Raw genomic sequence first — 14,816 nt, 5'->3', positions numbered from 1 at the left:
GATTTTCACCGGCCGGCTCTGGCGTCGGGCAGGGTGCCGACCACCGACCCGGCCACGGTGTGCAGCCGCAGCCGCTGATCGCGTGCGCGCTTGCGGAGGCGGGTGAACGCTTCGTGCAAGGTGATCTGGTACCGCTCGGCGAGCACTCCCTTGGCTTGTTCGATCACGATCCTGGTGTCCAGCGCGGTCTGCAGCTGGGTGACGAGCCCGCGCAGGCGGGCCAGCTCGGCGAGCTCTTCGTTTCCGGTGTCGGATCCGTACCCCGAAACCATGTCGTCTCTCTTCCCCGGCGCGGAAGTGACCGATGACCTGGTCTGCCAGTTCCATGCATACCCGAACGGGGGCGGACGTAACTACCCCGGCAAGGCGGAAACCGGTTTTGTCGGTGGTGCGGGGTAGCGTTCCCTCCTGTGATGCACATCACTGAAGGGAAGGCGTCGGATGGCTGTACTACTCGCGATCGGTACCCGCAAGGGGCTGTGGCTGGCCACCAGCACGGATGGGCGGGCGAGCTGGGAGCTGAGCGGACCCCAGCACCCGATGACGGAGGTCTACGCGGTCGGCATCGACGTCCGCAGGGGCAAGCCAAGACTCCTGGCCGGCGTCACCAGCGAGCACTACGGGCCCAGCGTGGCGACGAGCGATGATCTGGGCGCGAGCTGGCAGGAGCCCGATCACGCCCCGATCGCCTTCCCGGAGGACACCGGGGAGTCGCTCGCCAGGGTGTGGCAGCTGACGCCCGGCCCGGCGAGCGAGCCCGCCGTGGTCTACGCCGGGGTCGAGCCGTCGGCGCTGTTCCGCTCCGCCGACGGAGGCCGGACCTACGAGCTGGTCCGCGGTCTGTGGGACCACCCGCACCGGGAGCACTGGACACCGGGAGGCGGCGGCAAGGCCATCCACACGGTGATCCCGCATCCGGCGACGCCGGGCCGGATCACCGTCGCGATGTCGACCGGCGGCGTCTACCGCACGGAGGACGGCGGCGCTTCGTGGCAGGCACGCAACACCGGCATCAAGGCCGTGCACGTCCCCGATCCGTACCCGGAGTACGGCCACTGCGTGCACAAGGTCGCCACGCATCCCCAAGCGCCGGAACGCTTCTACGCGCAGGTGCACCACGGCGTCTACCGCAGCGACGACGACGCGGCCAGCTGGCGGTCCATCGCCGACGGGCTGCCCAGCGACTTCGGCTTCCCGATGGTGGTCCACCCGCGGCGGCCCGAGGTGATCTACACCTTCCCGCTGGTGGCCGACATGCGACGTTTCCCGCCGGAGGCCCGATGCCGGGTGTACCGCAGTGAGGACGCCGGTGAGTCCTGGGAGGCGCTGGGCGCCGGGCTGCCGGACGAGTTCTGGGCGGGGGTCATGCGTGACGCGATGTGCGCCGACGACGCCGAGCCCGCCGGGGTCTACTTCGGCTCGCGGACCGGTGACGTCTACGCCAGCCGCGACGAGGGCGACAGCTGGCGGCTCGTCGCGTCGCATCTGCCGGATGTGCTGTGCGTCCGGGCCGCGACGGTGTGACGATGCGGGTCATCGTGTTGCTTCCGGGAGTGCTGCGCGAGAAGGCGGGCGGGCAGGGCCGCCTCGTCGTCGAGGTCGATGAGCCCGCCACCTTGGGCTCCCTGCTCGATGTGCTGGCCAAGGAGCACCCGGCGCTGGAGCGGCGGCTGCGCGACGAGCAGGCCGGGTTGCGCCGCTACGTCAACTTCTTCGTGGACGGCGAGGAATGCCGTCGCTCCGGCGGCTCCGCCACCCCGCTCCGGGAGGCCGCCGAGGTCCAGATCATCCCGTCGGTGGCAGGAGGCTGATCAGGTAAGGATTTCGGGGACCCCCGCCCCGGCGCCGCGTGTCGTCGCCGGGACGATCGGCGGGAGGCAAAGGCATGAGCGAAGCTTGCGAGCGAATCATGGACATCATGCGCCAAAAGGGATCGAACACAGTCTCGCGGAGCGAGGCGATCGCATGAGCGAATGGGCACCACTGACCCATGTCGAAGGGCTGGAACTGCTGGGCGGCCACGGGCGGGTCCGGGTTCCCCTCCGGACGGACCACGGCGTGCTGCTGGAGATCGAATACCCCGCGGGCGTGGGCTCGCCGGTCCACGCGCACGAGCACGACAGCTTCGTCCATCTCCTCTCCGGCCGCCTCACCGGCACACTCTCCGGCCATACCGTGCAGCTGCTCCCCGGGGAGTCGCTGCTGCATCCGCGAGGAGTCCCGCATTCCGTCGAGGCGGTGGCCGACAGCCGGTGGCTGGAATTCAAGGCACCGGCCCCCGATCTCGCGCGGACGCTCGGCCGGTAGCCGGAACGCACTGTCCACTCAGGACTACCGGGTCCGGGGCGCGACGGCGGAACCGGCGGAAGAGCGGCTGGCCGAGCAGCAGCCCGGCCAGCACCAGCGCGATGCCGAGCAGCTGCCGCACGGTGAGCGTGTCCCCGGCCAGCATGGTGCCGAGCAGGACACCGGTGACGGGATTGAGCAGTCCGATGAGTCCCACGGACGCGGCGGGCAGGTGCTTGAGTCCCGCGAACCACGCGGTAAAAGCGACAGCGGTCGCGACGACGGTGACATACGCGAAGCCGAACAGCATGTCCCCGTCCAGTGCCGGCGGGGCGCCCTCGACCACGATCGCGGGCGGGATCAGGATGAGGCTGCCCGCGATGAGCTGCCAGGCGGTCGAAGCGAGGACGTCGACCTCCCCCGCCCATCGTTTCGCGAGGATGTACCCGACCGACGACAACACCATGGCGCCCACCGAAGCGGCCACGCCGAGCGCGTCCACCCGCACCGCCGCGGTCAGCAGCATCAGGCACGCCCCGGTGATGCCGATCGCGGCGCCCGCCAGCGCGCGGACCGCCGGCCGTTCGGCTGCCAGCAGCCAGGCCAGCAGCATCAGCACCACCGGCGAGGTGGCCATGATCATCGAGGCCAGGCTGGTCGGCAGCCGGTGCGCCGCGACATAGATCAGGGTGAAGAACGCGCTGGTGTTCAGCGCGCCGAGCACCAGCGACTTCCCCCACCACGATCCGCGCGGCCGCCGCCGGCACACCGCGAGCAGGAGCAGCCCGGCCGGGAGCGCACGGAGGATCGCCCCGTACAACGGCACTCCCGCGGGCAGGTGCTCGTGGGTGACGAAGTAGTTGGTGCCCCAGGCGATCGGCGCGACAGCGGTGACCAGGCTCCACCGCAGAGTACCTTCCATGGAAGATACAATAGCTTCCTGGGAAGCTATTATGGAAGGGTGACCGAACCGCTGGACCACGTCGCCCGCATCCAGGCCGAATGGGCGCGCGAGCGTCCCGACCTCGACGTGAGCCCCCAGGGCGTGATCGGCCGCCTGCACCGGGTGGCCGCGCTGCTGACCGACCAGCTCTGCCTGGTGTATCACCGCTATGGGCTCAGCGAGGGCGAGTTCGACGTCCTGGCCGCGCTCCGCCGGGCGGGTGATCCCTTCGAACGGGCGCCAGGGGAACTGGCCGCGTTCACCATGGTCACCACCGGGGCCATGACCAAACGGCTCGACCGGCTGGAACGCGCCGGTCTGGTCGCGCGCCGCCCCAGCACGACCGACGGGCGCGGCCGGGTGGTCGCACTGACCCCGGCGGGGCGGGACCTGTTCGACGAGGCGTTCACCGAGCACATGCGCAACGAGCGGCGACTGCTGGACGACCTCACCCCGGCCGAGGCCACCCGGCTGGAGCACCTGCTCACGGGCTGGCTCGCGCGGCTCGAAGCACCTCGCCCGCCCCGCCCGCGGTAGCCGGGCTACCGCGCGGTGTCCCCGGTCTGCGTGCGGATCCAGTCGGTCAGGATGTCCACCCGCGCGATGATCTCGCGGCCGGGCTGAGGGCACGGCGGTCCGCTGTTCTCGATGGCGACCAGGTTCCCGGTCCGGTTGTCGCCGGAAACGAAGTACGGCGAGCCGGAGTCGTCGGCGCACGGGCTGTTCTCGACCGTGCGCGGCACCACCGGCAGTGCTTCGAGAGTGGTCGGCGCGATCTTCGCGACGGAGAACTCCCCGCGTTTGAGGTGGTCGGACGGGGCGACGACGGTGGCCGAGGTGGAACCCCAGCCCGCGAACCGCAGCCGCTGGCCCACTTCGGGCGCCTTGTCCGGCAAGGTCAACGGGACGACGTCGTCGATCGCGGTGCTCAGCTTCGCCACCGCGAGGTCGTTGACCGGGGACTGCCGGACGTCCACCACCTGCGCCGTGTGCCCGCCGGGGTCGCCGTCCTTCAGCTTCCCGACGGTCACCGTCATGTGGTAGCGGGGCTTGCCGCCCACCCACGCGCCGTTGATGTCGTGGAAGCAGTGCCCGGCCGTGATGATCCACTCGGGGGCGATCAGGGAACCACTGCACGCTCCGCTTCGCACGCCGCCACCGCGTACCGGGATGTCCGACGACGTCAGCTTCGCGTTGAACGGCAGGACCGGGCTCACCACCGGGCGGCCGGCGGTCGTCGCCGGGGACTCGGTCGTCACCGAGGCCGTCGCCGTGGGCGGCATGGCCGTCGTCGGCGCGGCCCTCGCCTGAAGAAAATGGTCGGCCCGGGTCGTCGCCTTCGTCTCACCGGTGGTGACACTGGCGAAGGCGCCGCCGACGCCCGCCAGCACGGCGGCCGAGAGCGCCCAGAGCCGCCGGGTCGACAACCGTCCCGTATTCGTCCTCATGTCCTAGAGCACGCATGACCGCCCCATGCGGTTCCGCCGCGCCGCCGCCGGTGCACCTCCGTGCACGAAACTTTCCCGATCTGACGTGGTCGTTCCCACAGTGAGGTTTTCTCGGTAGGTGCGGGGTGCGGCTTTGCTGGTGGGTGCTTTCCCGGGGGCTTGGTGGTGTGGTGAAGGGGTCCTTCGCGGCGCTGGGCGCCGGTAAGGAGGCCTTCACGGCATGCGGTGGGTCTGGGGTGTGTGTCGCGAACGGAGTCGGCGAGCGCAGGCAAGTCCCAGGGACGCCCTGGGTGCATCCACCGCACCCAGGGACGCCCTTGTCGCACCTCAGGCCAGCGCACCCCAAGCGTTCTACAGCACCTCCGGCGGCACCCACGGCCCCAGAACCCTTAGCGAGAAACCGACAGTGGGGCGAGGCGTGCCCGCCGGTATCCGGCACCGCCGGGCACGCCCCGCGTTCGGTGCGGTCACGGGGAGAGGGGACCGCACCCGTCCGGCGCCGGGGGCAGATCGACCGCCCCGTCGATGACTTCGCCGGTCTCGTGCCGGACCGCGTGCGCGGTCATGTGCTGCGGCGTGTGGTGCACGGCCGGGTTCATGTGCACCTCCCTGATACCGTCCACTGTGGACACGTCGTCGGGATTGCCGAAGAACACCGTCCCGTTGTCGGCGAAGGTGACCGTCCAGTGCTGGCCGGCCCCCTGGGTGTTGATCTGGAACTCCTCGCCGACGACCAGTTTCCCCGGTACCGGGCCGTCGTCGTCGTACGCCGACTTGAGCGTCCACGTGGTGCCCAGCGTGCCGGTTCCCGCCGTCGAGACCGCGGGTCCGCACCGGCGTCCGCTCGCCTGGGCCACCGGACCGGTGACCACCCCACCGGCCAAGCCGAGACCTGCCATGCCAAGCACCGCCGCCGTGATGGCTCTTCGCATCGTGTTTCCTTCCCCTGAAAGGCTTTCCGAACCTTCACTCACGAATACGCGGCCGGGTTACACCGCCGGGTCGTGCGCCTTCCGACGTCGGTGCGCCACCACGCAGGCGACCAGCAGCAACGCCAGAACCGCCGCCTCGGCGAGCAGGCTGACGAGCGCTTCCGGTGCCGGTTGCAGCCCGTACTCGACGAAGCCGAAGACACCGATCGTCCGGGACAGCACGAATCCGCCCAGCGCGCCGAGCGCCAGTCCGGCCGCGGCGAGCCGCAGCACCACCGAACCGCTGAACACCAGCAGGACCGCGATCGCGAAGGACCCGCTGGCCTGCACCAGAAAGGCCGGGCCGACGAACGGGATCACCCGGTAGCCGTGGAGATAGAGTTCGGCGTGGACGTAACCGCCGGCGGCGAGACACACGGCGATGCCGAGCCGCAGCACTCGCCCGCTCACGCGAGCCTCACGTCCTTGACGGCCAGGCCCGGATCCCCGGGCCGATAGGCCACCTCGCGGATGCCCAGCGCGTCGCCGAGTTTGCCCGCGGGCAGGGTCACCGGGGTCGGCGCGGGCCGGGTTCCCGGCTGGGGCAACGGATACGCGGTGGTGGTGGCGCTGTGGAAGGTCACATTTCCCTCGGTTTTGGTGAACAACTGGTGCACATGCCCGTTGAGGCAGGTGACCGAGGAGAACCGGCGCAGATAGGACAGCGCCTGCGTGGCGTCGTCGGTGCCCCAGCCCCAGGCCGGGTACATCGCGAACAGCGGGATGTGGCTGAAGACCATGATCGGGGTATCCGAGGAGAGTTTCGCGACGTCCTTGCGGACGAACTCCAGCTGATCGTTGCCGAGGTGCCCCAGCTTCTCCAGGCTCAGCGTGTTCACCAGCGACAGGAAGTGCACGCCCTGGACATCGAAGCTGTACCAGCCGTCGCCCGCGGTTCCGGCCCCGAACACCTTGCGGTACTTCTGGCCGGTGTCGTCGATCGAATCGTGCTCGCCGGGCACGGTCAGCACCTGTGCGGTGTGCAGGCCGCTCATCATCTGCTTGACCTGGTCGAACTGCGCCGGGGTGGCGAGGTGGGTGAGGTCGCCGGTGTGCATCACGAACGCCGGGCGGTACGGCAGCGCGTTGATCTGGTTGATGGCACGGGAAAAGGAATCCTCGACGGCGGTGTTGGCGGAGCCCTTGAACCCGAGATGGCTGTCGCTGACCTGGACGAACCGCAGCGCGTGCGGATCGTCTTCCGGCGCGGCCTCCGCCGGCCCGGTGACGTGGCTGAGGACTTCCCCGCCCGAAACGGTGAGCACCACGGCGGCGCCGAACCACGCGGTGTGGCGCAGCAGCTGCCGCCGGGTCATGCCTTCGGGCCCGTGCTCTTCCGCCGCCCCGTCCCGCGCGGTCACGGCGTCACCGTCACGGTCGCGGTCATGAACGGGTGGATGGTGCACAGGTATTCGTACCGGCCCGGGGTGGCGAAGACGTACCGGTAGGTGTCTCCTTTGTTCAGTGTCGGCGAGCGCAGCGGCCCCGCGTTCCCTGTGCTGGTCACGGTGTGCGGGTCCTGGTCCTCGTTCCGCCACGTCACGGTGGCGCCCGCCTTGACCGTGACGTCACCCGGCGCGAACGCGAAGTCCTTTATGGACACCGCGTCGGTGGCGACAGCGGGGCCGCCGGAGGACGCCGTCATGCTCGGCATGTCCGGCATGGCGGACGACGGTGCCTTGGCGGGTGTGGCGGCGGGCGGCGCGGAGCAGGCCGCGAGTCCCAGCGCGGCGGCGATCAGCAGGATGGTCGGTCCCAGGGTTTTCGTCATGCCATGACGTACGCGCCCTGGTTACGTCTCTTGTGGAGGGACGAGCACTTCCACCACCCCGGCGGACTCCCGGACCACCAGCCGGGGCAGCGGTGGCGGCTTGACCGGCAGCTGATGGAACAGCACGGCGCCGTCGACGGCGAACGCCGTGCGGTGGCACGGGCAGTTCAGCCGCCGGGCCGGGGCGTCCAGCGCCAGCCGGCAGCCCAGATGCGTGCACGTCGCCGACACCGCCCGCACCTGTCCGTCCGCGCGCTCGACGAAACCCGCGACGGACCCGAAGTCGAACGGCCTCACTCCGCCCTCGGGAAGATCCTTTCCGGCCACCACCGCCCGCCATTCCCCGTGTTCCGGCCGAAGCGTCCGATCCGGTGGCGGCGGCGAAGCGGCTTCCTCGCCACCGCTGGTCGCCAGATGGTCGACGCCCGCGCCGAGCACGGCCGCCGCCGCGGCGGTCGACGTCAGCCGGACGAACCGCCGCCGGCTGCCGCCCCTGGCCGGTGGCGCGTCGCCGAGTTCGACGGCCAGCCGCCGGTGCAGCCCGGCGACGAACTCCTCGGTGGGTGCGCCGCTCCCGGGGCGGGCCGCGCGCAGCTGGACGGCCACGCGCAGCTCCGCCTCGTCGCCGGCACCGGCGTCGAACCGACGTGGACGTCGTTGCCGCAGCAGGTCTTTGACGAACCGGCGGACTCCGCGACTGCTCACGTTCCCATCCTCTCCGCCACCGCCGCGGCCTGACGCAACGCCCGGTGCTGCAGCACCTTCGCGTTGCCCACGGTGATGTCCAGCTCGGCCGCGGCCTCCTTGAGCGAACAGGCTTCCAGGAACCGCAGCCGCAGGATCCGCCGGTAGCGGTCGGGCAGCTCCGCCAGGATCGCCTCCGCCCGCGCCAGCTTCCCGGGATCCTCCATCCCGGTCTCGAGAACCGCGATGTCCCGCTCGTCGTCCAGCACGGTGATCTCCCGGCCGAGCGTGCGCCGCCAGTGCGTCGCCAGCACCGTGCGCGCGGTCGCCAGCAGATACGCCCGCACCTCGCCGACGCTCGCCGAAACACGCAACGGCTTGAGCGCGACCAGGAAGACCTCGGTCGTGAGGTCCTCGGCGTCCGGCCGGTTGCCGACCTTCGCGAACATCAGCCGGTAAACCCGCTCGACGTTGTCGCGGTACACCGCCTCCCAATCCGGGTAGGCATCGGTACCGACCACCCGCAGCCGCGCGGGCCCTTCCGGCTCCGCTTCCGTTTCTCCCTCTCGGGCCGTCTTACGCCGTGTCCCGAAACGTCTTCCCACCGGTCACCATCCGGCCTACCGTCCTCGTCGAACCCCGCCGTCCGAGTAATACGCACGCCGGTTACACCGGCCCCGCGTAACCAGGCGCCGTACTCACGGACGACCACGTTTCGCAACGACGGGAGCCGAAGAAGTGACCAGTCCACTCTCACGCAGACGCCTGCTCGTCGCCGGTGGCGCGACCGCCGCGGCCCTCGCTCTCGGCGGCGGCGCGCCCGCCGTGGCCGCCGGTTCGGGGCAAGGCGGCGCCGATCTCGTCGCCGCGTGGAACCGGACCCTGCTCCGGATCCTGCGGACCCCGGGAGCGCAGCCCGCGACCGTGCATCCCACCCGGAGTTTCGCCATGCTGCACACCGCCGTCCACGACGCGGTGGTCGCCGCGGGCAGGGCCGGCCGTCCCGCCCTGCTCGCCGTCGACGCGCCGCGGTCCGCCTCACCGGTCGCGGCGGCGGCACAGGCCGCCCACGACGTCCTGACCGGGCTGTACCCGGCGTTCGCCGGTGCGCTGGACGCCCAGCTGGCGACCGACCTGGCGACCGTGCCCGACGGGCGGGCGAAGACGTCCGGTGTCCTGACGGGGCAACGGATCGCGCGGCTGATCGCCGCGCGCCGCGCGAACGACGGGTCGGGCGCGATCCCGCCGGTCCTGCCGCCCGGCACCGAGCCCGGCCGGTACCGGCCCACTCCCCCGGCGTTCGCCCCCGCCGTGTTCACCCACTGGGCGGCCGTGACCCCGTTCGTGCTCGACCGCGCCGACCGGTTCCGGCCCGGCCCGTACCCGCCGCTCACCAGTGCCGCCTACGCCGAAGCGGTCAACGAAGTCGCGCGACTGGGCCAGGACACCAGCACCGCCCGCACCGCGGACCAGACCGTCCAGGCCCGGTTCTGGGCCGCCCCGATCTGGAACTACTGGAACGAGATCGCCCAGAGCGTCGTCCTCGGCGCGCCAAGCGGCCTGCCCACCGCCGCGCGTGTCTTCGCGGAACTCAACCTCGCCTTCGCCGACGCCGTGATCGCCTTCTACGACGCCAAATACCACTACCGGATCTGGCGTCCGATCACCGCGATCCGCCTCGCGGACACCGACGGCAACCCGGCGACCATCGGCGACCCGAACTGGACCAGCCTCGGCGTGACCCCCGCCGATCCCGCCTACCCCGGGGCGCACAGCGTCATCGCGCAGGCCGGAGCCGAGATCCTGCGCCACGAATACGGGCCGTGCCGCGACGTGACCGTCACGTCGGAGGTACTGCCCGGCACCGTCCGCGCCTTCGGCTCCTTCCAGGACATCTCCGACGAAGCGGGCACCAGCCGCCTCTTCGCGGGCGTCCACACGCGGCTCGATCACAACACCGGGCGACGTCTCGGGCACGACGTCGCCCACGCCGTTCTCGACGCGTAGCCGCGGTGCGCCGACGCTAGACTCGGTGAGCCCGCCTCGACCCGAAGGGACCGGTTTGCCCACCACACCACTGCTCGACCTCGTCGACGCGTTGCTGGCCGGCCCCTCCCCCGCCCCGATCGTGACCGCGGGTGACCCCGTGCTCAGGCGGCGGGGCGAGCCGTACGAAGGCCAGCTCGGCGACGAACGGCTCGACGGTCTCCTCGGGTTGATGCGCACCACGATGCGCGAGGCGCCCGGTGTCGGCCTCGCGGCGCCCCAGATCGGGATTCCGCTCCGCATAGCGGTTCTCGAGGACCGCGCCGAGATTCTGCGGAACGTTCCCGCCGAGACGCTCCACGCCCGCCGCCGTGTTCCCCAGCCGTTCCGGGTTCTGGTCAACCCGCGCTACGAGGCGGTGGGCCCTGGCGTCGCCGCCTTCTACGAGGGCTGCCTGAGCGTTCCGGGGTGGCAGGCGGTGACGGCACGGCACGAGCGGATCCTGCTGCGCGGCCAGGACGAGACGGGCCGCGAACTCGACGAAGAGGTCGAGGGCTGGCCCGCCCGCATCGTCCAGCATGAGACCGACCACCTCGACGGCATGCTCTACCTCGACCGCGCGGAGATCCGGTCGCTGTCCACCAGCGCGCACGTACTCGGCCGCTGGGCGGACCCGACGCCGGAGAACGCGTCGCGCGCACTCGGCTTCCCGTTGCCGCAGGCCTGATCCGGTCCTTTTCGGACGGTCGGAAAACCGGTTCACCGATCGGTACGGCGCGGGGTACCGTCGGCGGTATGGCCGACCCGCTCGAAGCGTTGTTCAGGCACGGAAGACTCGTCACGATTCCGCGCCGGGGCAAGCTCCGGCGCGCCCTGCTCGTCCGGCTCGCCGAAGAGTTCGAGCCGGGCGTGCTCTACACGGAGCAGGACGTCCGCGAGCGGCTCGCCCCGATGCACGACGACCATGCCGCGCTCCGCCGCCACCTTGTCGACGAGGGCCTGCTGCAGCGCAGCCGGGACGGCGGCACCTACGGACGCCCCGCCGAATCGCGCTCCGACGCAAGTCCGTGAAGGACTCCTTACCGGCGCTGAGCGCCGGTAAGGAGTCCTTCACGGCGTGACCACGGCCCCGACTCCCTGCCAGGGTTTCGCCTGGGCGGTCAGCCCGAGGAGACCGGAGATGAGGCGCATGTCCTCGACCGTGCGGACGTCGGCCTCGGCCAGCCGGGGTGAGCAGACCAGGATCGTCACCGCCTGCGCGCGGGAGAGCGCGACGTTGAGCCGGTTGCGGGACAACAGGAAATCCAGCCCGCGCGGCAGGTCCACTGTGGACGACGAGGTCATCGTGGTGATCACCACCGGCGCCTCCTGCCCCTGGAACCGGTCGACGGTACCGACGCGCACGCCGCCGAACCCGGCTCGCTCCAGCGCGCGGGTGACCTCGCGAGCCTGGAAGTTGTACGGCGCGACCACGAGAATGTCCTCGTCGCCCAGCGGCCGCGCCGTCCCATGGCCGGTCCACACACGACCGTGCAAGGCGGACACGATCTCGGTGACCGCGGCGGCTTCTTCCACCGAGCGCGTGGTATTGCCGTGGTGGTCCACTTCGGACAGATAGAGGCCAGAGGGCACACCCTCGACGCCACGTTCGGCGGCGGTGGGGTGTGCGTGCAGCTGCCCGGCGTAGGACAGCCGGGAAACCGGGTCGCACACGGCCGGGTGCATGCGGCGGGTCTGGTCGAGGAAGTAGCCCAGCTCGGGCGGGATGATGTCGTGCTCGCCGATCAGGTGTCCCAGCGCGGAGGCGCCCGCGCCCGCCGGGTGAGTGCCCTGCACGACCTGCGGCAGCTGTTGCGGGTCACCGAGGAGCAGCACGTTGCGGGCGCACATCGACACCGCGAGCGCGTCGGCGAGCGCGAACTGGCCCGCCTCGTCGATCACGACGAGGTCGAACGGCTCGTCGCGGACCGCGGCGTTCGCGAACGTCCACGCCGTTCCGCCGACCAGGTGCCCGCCGGTGTGTTCCGCACGCCACCGGACGAGCGCGTCGTTGGTCGGCGGCTGTTCCCACGGCACGTCCGGATCCGGCGCCTTCTTGGCGCGCTTGGCGCACGGCAGCGTCGATGCGTTCTTCATGGTGGCGGCCAGGACGTTCTCGACGGCCTTGTGACTGGTCGAGGTGACCGCCACCGTCCGTCCTGAGTGGACAAGCCGGGCGATCAGTTTTCCTGCCAGATAGGTCTTTCCTGCCCCTGGCGGTCCTTGGACGGCGAGGGTGGAACCGTCGAGCGCTTCGACGGCGGCGATCACCGCGCCGACGACGTCGTCCCCTGCCTCGGGCAGGGTATCCCGGCCACGCAGCCGGGGCGGGGTGCGGCACAGCAGGTCGACGCCGGGATGCGCGGGCAGTCCGGGCAGCGCGTCCACGACCAGCCGGGCCAGGTCGGCGACCGCCTCGTCCTTGGGGGCGGGACGCACGGGGCTGCCCGGCAGGACCGCGCTCGGCCGCGCGGCGTCGGTCCGGTCCGGTGCGCAGCTCTCCTGCAGGGTGACGTCCGAGGCGGTGGCGTCGAGCACCTTCGCGTCGCGGGCGTCGGCGCCGTAGCGCAGCCGGACCTGGTCGCCGGGGGTGAAGGGATGCGGCCGGTCCGGATCGCACCGCAGGACCACGGTGCGTTTGGCGGTCCGCACCCGGCCCTTCGGCGGCACCCACTCCCCCGCGTCCACCGACACCGGGACCATGCAGGTGGTGTCGACCTCGAGATCGCCGAGCGGCGCGGCGAGCTGGCGGAAGTACTCCCACCAGGCGGGCGTGGTCTCGCGCCGGTGGTAGCCGACCGAGGCGGCGAGCAGCGCGCGGGCCCGATCCGCGGCGGTGAAGTCGGCGGGGTCGTCGGGCAGGCCGTCCAGCAGCGGATCCACCAGCGCCGCCAGCTGCGCGGCCCGCTCGGCGCGTTTCTGCTCGGCGACGTCCTCGGCGGCGGTGCGGATCAGCGCGTCCTCTTCGGACTCCGCGGGGTTTTCCGCGAGCTCGATCCCGGCGTCAGCGCGAACCCGGTGGAGGAACTCGAACAACCGAAGCGTGGAGACGCAGTCGTATTCGTTGTAGTCGCTGATGCCGCGAAGCACCTCGTCGGCGCGCTCGGCGTCTCCCTGGTGTGTCAGCGTCAGGTAGTCCTCGTAGGCCTCGATGCTCGACGCCGCCGTCTTCACTTCGCCTTCGCGGGCGTCCGGCATGTACAACGGTTCGAGATACTTGATCGAGTACGACGGCTGCGACACCCGCATCGCCTTGCGCACCACGGCGTAGAGGTCGACCAGCGCGCCCGCGCGCAGCAGCGCGTCGACCGCGTCCTCGCGGGTGCCGTGGACCGCGGCCAGCCGCTTGATCGCCGTGTTCTCATAGGGCGCGTAGTGGTAGATGTGCGAGCCGGGGTGTTCGGCGAGGCGAGCGGTGGCGAAGTCGACGAACTGCTCGAAGGCCTGCTTCTCCTGGGCTCGCGTGTGTGCCCAGAACGCCGTGAACCGCGGCTCCTCTTCGTCGGCGGTGATCGCGCCGAACAGATACTCCAGCCCTTCGCCCGCCAGTGCGTACGGGTCACCCTCCATATCGAAGAAGACGTCGCCGGGTGCCGGTGGCGGAAGCGTCGCCAGCGCGTCGGACTCGACCACCTCGTAGGTGACCTCGCCCGTGCTGTCCTGACGGAGCTGGATGGCCGCCTGCGCGCGCAGGTTCTCGAACGACCTCGCGGACAGGTCGCGTGGCCGGTCCTCCGCGGCGGCCAGTGCCAGCGCGTCGATGGTGCCGAGCCCGGCCGCGGCGAGTTTGCGGCGCTGATCGCCCCGGATGCCGGCGACCAGGGACAGGTCCCGGTCGGCCTTGCGGGCACTCCCACAGTGCTCGGCGAAACCGCAGCCGCCGCAGGCGGGACGCTCCTCGCCCCACAGCCGGTCGGGCAGCCGCGGCGCGCGGCCGCGCAACCGGGTGCGCAGCCGCCGCAGCAGCGGGAGGAAGTCCTGGACCCGCAGGGTGTGCGTGCCGCCGTCGCCGAGCAGCAGATGCATCCGCGGCCCGGCGGGCCAGCCGGCGCGGCGCATCGCGTCGGCGTAGGCGGTCAGCTGCACCACCGCGGCCGGGGTCGCGTGCCGGGCCAGTTTGGTGTCGTACACCTCGTAGCGGCCCTGATCGTCGCGCATCAGGAAGTCCGCGCGGCCGGAGAACTCGCCTTCCTCGTGGAACACCGCCTGGTAGATCACCGGCGCGCCCGCGCGCACCGCGTCCGCGGTCTCCCGTGCCGCCACCTCGGGGTCGCGGTGGTCGATCTCGACGACTTCGTGGCGCTCGCCACGCAGCCGCGTCAAGGTGGCCTGTTCGTGGGCCCGGCCGTGCTTGACCGCGAGGGACTCCCCGGCGCCCTTCGGCGCGGGAGCACCGGGCAGCCCGGCCGCCCACGCCTGCTTCAGGACGCTCCGGTGCTCGCATTCCAGCAGATCGGCCAGGTCGGACGGGGTGTGGTGCATCGCAGCGGATTCTGGCACGGCCGGGGCGCCGTTTCGCCGAGGTGCGCCCCCGACACGCCGGGCATCGAGTGTGCTGAAGGGCGCCTTCGATGCGTTGGGCGCGCTGAAGGACGCATTAAGTTCACAGGACGCACAGAAATCGGGCTTAAGCAAGGTCCGTACCCACGCTCCAGACCCAACCCGGTGCGGACGGCGACCCCCCCGCA

Annotated in this window: 17 protein-coding genes; 7 read left to right on the top strand and 10 right to left on the bottom strand. The window is 71.3% G+C overall.

Annotated elements, in window-relative coordinates:
• Positions 1–5 precede the first annotated feature (5 nt).
• Positions 6–272 carry an ANTAR domain-containing response regulator gene (locus ACFWY9_RS28355; protein ID WP_378330041.1) on the bottom strand — a complete coding sequence of 89 codons (267 nt, stop codon included), beginning with the start codon at positions 270–272 and terminating at the stop codon, positions 6–8.
• Positions 273–441: 169 nt separating this feature from the next.
• Between ACFWY9_RS28355 and ACFWY9_RS28350 the strand changes: the two genes are divergently transcribed.
• From ACFWY9_RS28350 to ACFWY9_RS28340, 3 genes are all read left to right on the top strand, one after another.
• The gene (locus ACFWY9_RS28350; RefSeq protein ID WP_378330042.1) at positions 442–1,524 is read left to right on the top strand and encodes a WD40/YVTN/BNR-like repeat-containing protein; all 1,083 of its coding nucleotides are present in this window, start codon (positions 442–444) and stop codon (positions 1,522–1,524) included.
• Between the two features lie 2 nt (positions 1,525–1,526).
• A complete protein-coding gene (locus ACFWY9_RS28345) occupies positions 1,527–1,811 on the top strand; it encodes a MoaD/ThiS family protein (RefSeq protein WP_378330043.1) in 285 nt (94 codons plus the stop codon).
• Positions 1,812–1,965: 154 nt separating this feature from the next.
• A complete protein-coding gene (locus ACFWY9_RS28340) occupies positions 1,966–2,307 on the top strand; it encodes a cupin domain-containing protein (protein WP_378330044.1) in 342 nt (113 codons plus the stop codon).
• Here ACFWY9_RS28340 and ACFWY9_RS28335 read toward each other — a convergent pair.
• The gene (locus ACFWY9_RS28335) at positions 2,264–3,208 is read right to left on the bottom strand and encodes a DMT family transporter (protein ID WP_378340314.1); all 945 of its coding nucleotides are present in this window, start codon (positions 3,206–3,208) and stop codon (positions 2,264–2,266) included. The genes ACFWY9_RS28340 and ACFWY9_RS28335 overlap by 44 nt on opposite strands.
• Positions 3,209–3,247: 39 nt before the next feature.
• Between ACFWY9_RS28335 and ACFWY9_RS28330 the strand changes: the two genes are divergently transcribed.
• Positions 3,248–3,766, top strand: coding sequence for a MarR family winged helix-turn-helix transcriptional regulator (locus ACFWY9_RS28330; RefSeq protein ID WP_378340313.1), 519 nt, complete (start codon positions 3,248–3,250; stop codon positions 3,764–3,766).
• Between the two features lie 5 nt (positions 3,767–3,771).
• Here the strand turns inward: ACFWY9_RS28330 and ACFWY9_RS28325 are convergent, their stop codons facing one another.
• From ACFWY9_RS28325 to ACFWY9_RS28295, 7 genes are all read right to left on the bottom strand, one after another.
• Positions 3,772–4,677 carry a S1 family peptidase gene (locus ACFWY9_RS28325; RefSeq protein ID WP_378340312.1) on the bottom strand — a complete coding sequence of 302 codons (906 nt, stop codon included), beginning with the start codon at positions 4,675–4,677 and terminating at the stop codon, positions 3,772–3,774.
• A 467-nt stretch (positions 4,678–5,144) separates the two neighbouring features.
• The gene (locus ACFWY9_RS28320) at positions 5,145–5,609 is read right to left on the bottom strand and encodes a hypothetical protein (protein ID WP_378340311.1); all 465 of its coding nucleotides are present in this window, start codon (positions 5,607–5,609) and stop codon (positions 5,145–5,147) included.
• 57 nt (positions 5,610–5,666) lie between these two features.
• The gene (locus tag ACFWY9_RS28315) at positions 5,667–6,059 is read right to left on the bottom strand and encodes a hypothetical protein (RefSeq protein ID WP_378340310.1); all 393 of its coding nucleotides are present in this window, start codon (positions 6,057–6,059) and stop codon (positions 5,667–5,669) included.
• A complete protein-coding gene (locus ACFWY9_RS28310) occupies positions 6,056–7,009 on the bottom strand; it encodes a metallophosphoesterase family protein (RefSeq protein WP_378340309.1) in 954 nt (317 codons plus the stop codon). Before ACFWY9_RS28310 ends, ACFWY9_RS28315 begins: the two co-directional genes overlap by 4 nt.
• On the bottom strand, positions 7,006–7,419 hold the full coding sequence (locus tag ACFWY9_RS28305) for a plastocyanin/azurin family copper-binding protein (protein WP_378340308.1): 414 nt from the start codon (positions 7,417–7,419) through the stop codon (positions 7,006–7,008). Before ACFWY9_RS28305 ends, ACFWY9_RS28310 begins: the two co-directional genes overlap by 4 nt.
• Before the next feature lie 21 nt (positions 7,420–7,440).
• Positions 7,441–8,124, bottom strand: a complete 684-nt coding sequence (locus ACFWY9_RS28300) for a ubiquinol-cytochrome c reductase iron-sulfur subunit (RefSeq protein WP_378330052.1) — start codon at positions 8,122–8,124, stop codon at positions 7,441–7,443.
• Positions 8,121–8,708 carry an RNA polymerase sigma factor gene (locus ACFWY9_RS28295; protein ID WP_378330053.1) on the bottom strand — a complete coding sequence of 196 codons (588 nt, stop codon included), beginning with the start codon at positions 8,706–8,708 and terminating at the stop codon, positions 8,121–8,123. The genes ACFWY9_RS28300 and ACFWY9_RS28295 overlap by 4 nt, the downstream gene beginning before the upstream one ends.
• A 133-nt stretch (positions 8,709–8,841) precedes the next feature.
• On the opposite strand from ACFWY9_RS28295, the gene ACFWY9_RS28290 reads away from it, so the two are divergent.
• The 3 genes from ACFWY9_RS28290 to ACFWY9_RS28280 all read left to right on the top strand — a co-directional run bounded on the left by ACFWY9_RS28290 (position 8,842) and on the right by ACFWY9_RS28280 (position 11,160).
• Positions 8,842–10,110, top strand: a complete 1,269-nt coding sequence (locus ACFWY9_RS28290; protein WP_378340307.1) for a vanadium-dependent haloperoxidase — start codon at positions 8,842–8,844, stop codon at positions 10,108–10,110.
• A gap of 55 nt (positions 10,111–10,165) precedes the next feature.
• The gene (locus tag ACFWY9_RS28285) at positions 10,166–10,816 is read left to right on the top strand and encodes a peptide deformylase (RefSeq protein ID WP_378340306.1); all 651 of its coding nucleotides are present in this window, start codon (positions 10,166–10,168) and stop codon (positions 10,814–10,816) included.
• Between the two features lie 68 nt (positions 10,817–10,884).
• Positions 10,885–11,160 (top strand): DUF2087 domain-containing protein, encoded by a 276-nt coding sequence (locus ACFWY9_RS28280; RefSeq protein ID WP_378330081.1) that lies wholly within the window; start codon positions 10,885–10,887, stop codon positions 11,158–11,160.
• A gap of 39 nt (positions 11,161–11,199) precedes the next feature.
• Here the strand turns inward: ACFWY9_RS28280 and ACFWY9_RS28275 are convergent, their stop codons facing one another.
• Positions 11,200–14,610, bottom strand: a complete 3,411-nt coding sequence (locus ACFWY9_RS28275) for a TM0106 family RecB-like putative nuclease (protein ID WP_378340305.1) — start codon at positions 14,608–14,610, stop codon at positions 11,200–11,202.
• Between the last annotated feature and the right edge of the window lie 206 nt (positions 14,611–14,816).

The organism is Amycolatopsis sp. NPDC059027 (assembly GCF_042739735.1).
In the GTDB taxonomy this organism is placed as follows: domain Bacteria; phylum Actinomycetota; class Actinomycetes; order Mycobacteriales; family Pseudonocardiaceae; genus Amycolatopsis.
Note: the sequence above shows the minus strand (reverse complement) of the source record. Positions and strands in the feature narration are given on the sequence as shown.

Bases quoted from the DNA above. Each gene is read 5' to 3' on its own strand.
- ACFWY9_RS28355 (WP_378330041.1), bottom strand. From the start codon at position 272: ATGGTTTCGGGGTACGGATCCGACACCGGAAACGAAGAGCTCGCCGAG.
- ACFWY9_RS28350 (WP_378330042.1), top strand. From the start codon at position 442: ATGGCTGTACTACTCGCGATCGGTACCCGCAAGGGGCTGTGGCTGGCC.
- ACFWY9_RS28345 (WP_378330043.1), top strand. From the start codon at position 1,527: ATGCGGGTCATCGTGTTGCTTCCGGGAGTGCTGCGCGAGAAGGCGGGC.
- ACFWY9_RS28340 (WP_378330044.1), top strand. From the start codon at position 1,966: ATGAGCGAATGGGCACCACTGACCCATGTCGAAGGGCTGGAACTGCTG.
- ACFWY9_RS28335 (WP_378340314.1), bottom strand. From the start codon at position 3,208: ATGGAAGGTACTCTGCGGTGGAGCCTGGTCACCGCTGTCGCGCCGATC.
- ACFWY9_RS28325 (WP_378340312.1), bottom strand. From the start codon at position 4,677: ATGAGGACGAATACGGGACGGTTGTCGACCCGGCGGCTCTGGGCGCTC.
- ACFWY9_RS28320 (WP_378340311.1), bottom strand. From the start codon at position 5,609: ATGCGAAGAGCCATCACGGCGGCGGTGCTTGGCATGGCAGGTCTCGGC.
- ACFWY9_RS28305 (WP_378340308.1), bottom strand. From the start codon at position 7,419: ATGACGAAAACCCTGGGACCGACCATCCTGCTGATCGCCGCCGCGCTG.
- ACFWY9_RS28280 (WP_378330081.1), top strand. From the start codon at position 10,885: ATGGCCGACCCGCTCGAAGCGTTGTTCAGGCACGGAAGACTCGTCACG.
- ACFWY9_RS28275 (WP_378340305.1), bottom strand. From the start codon at position 14,610: ATGCACCACACCCCGTCCGACCTGGCCGATCTGCTGGAATGCGAGCAC.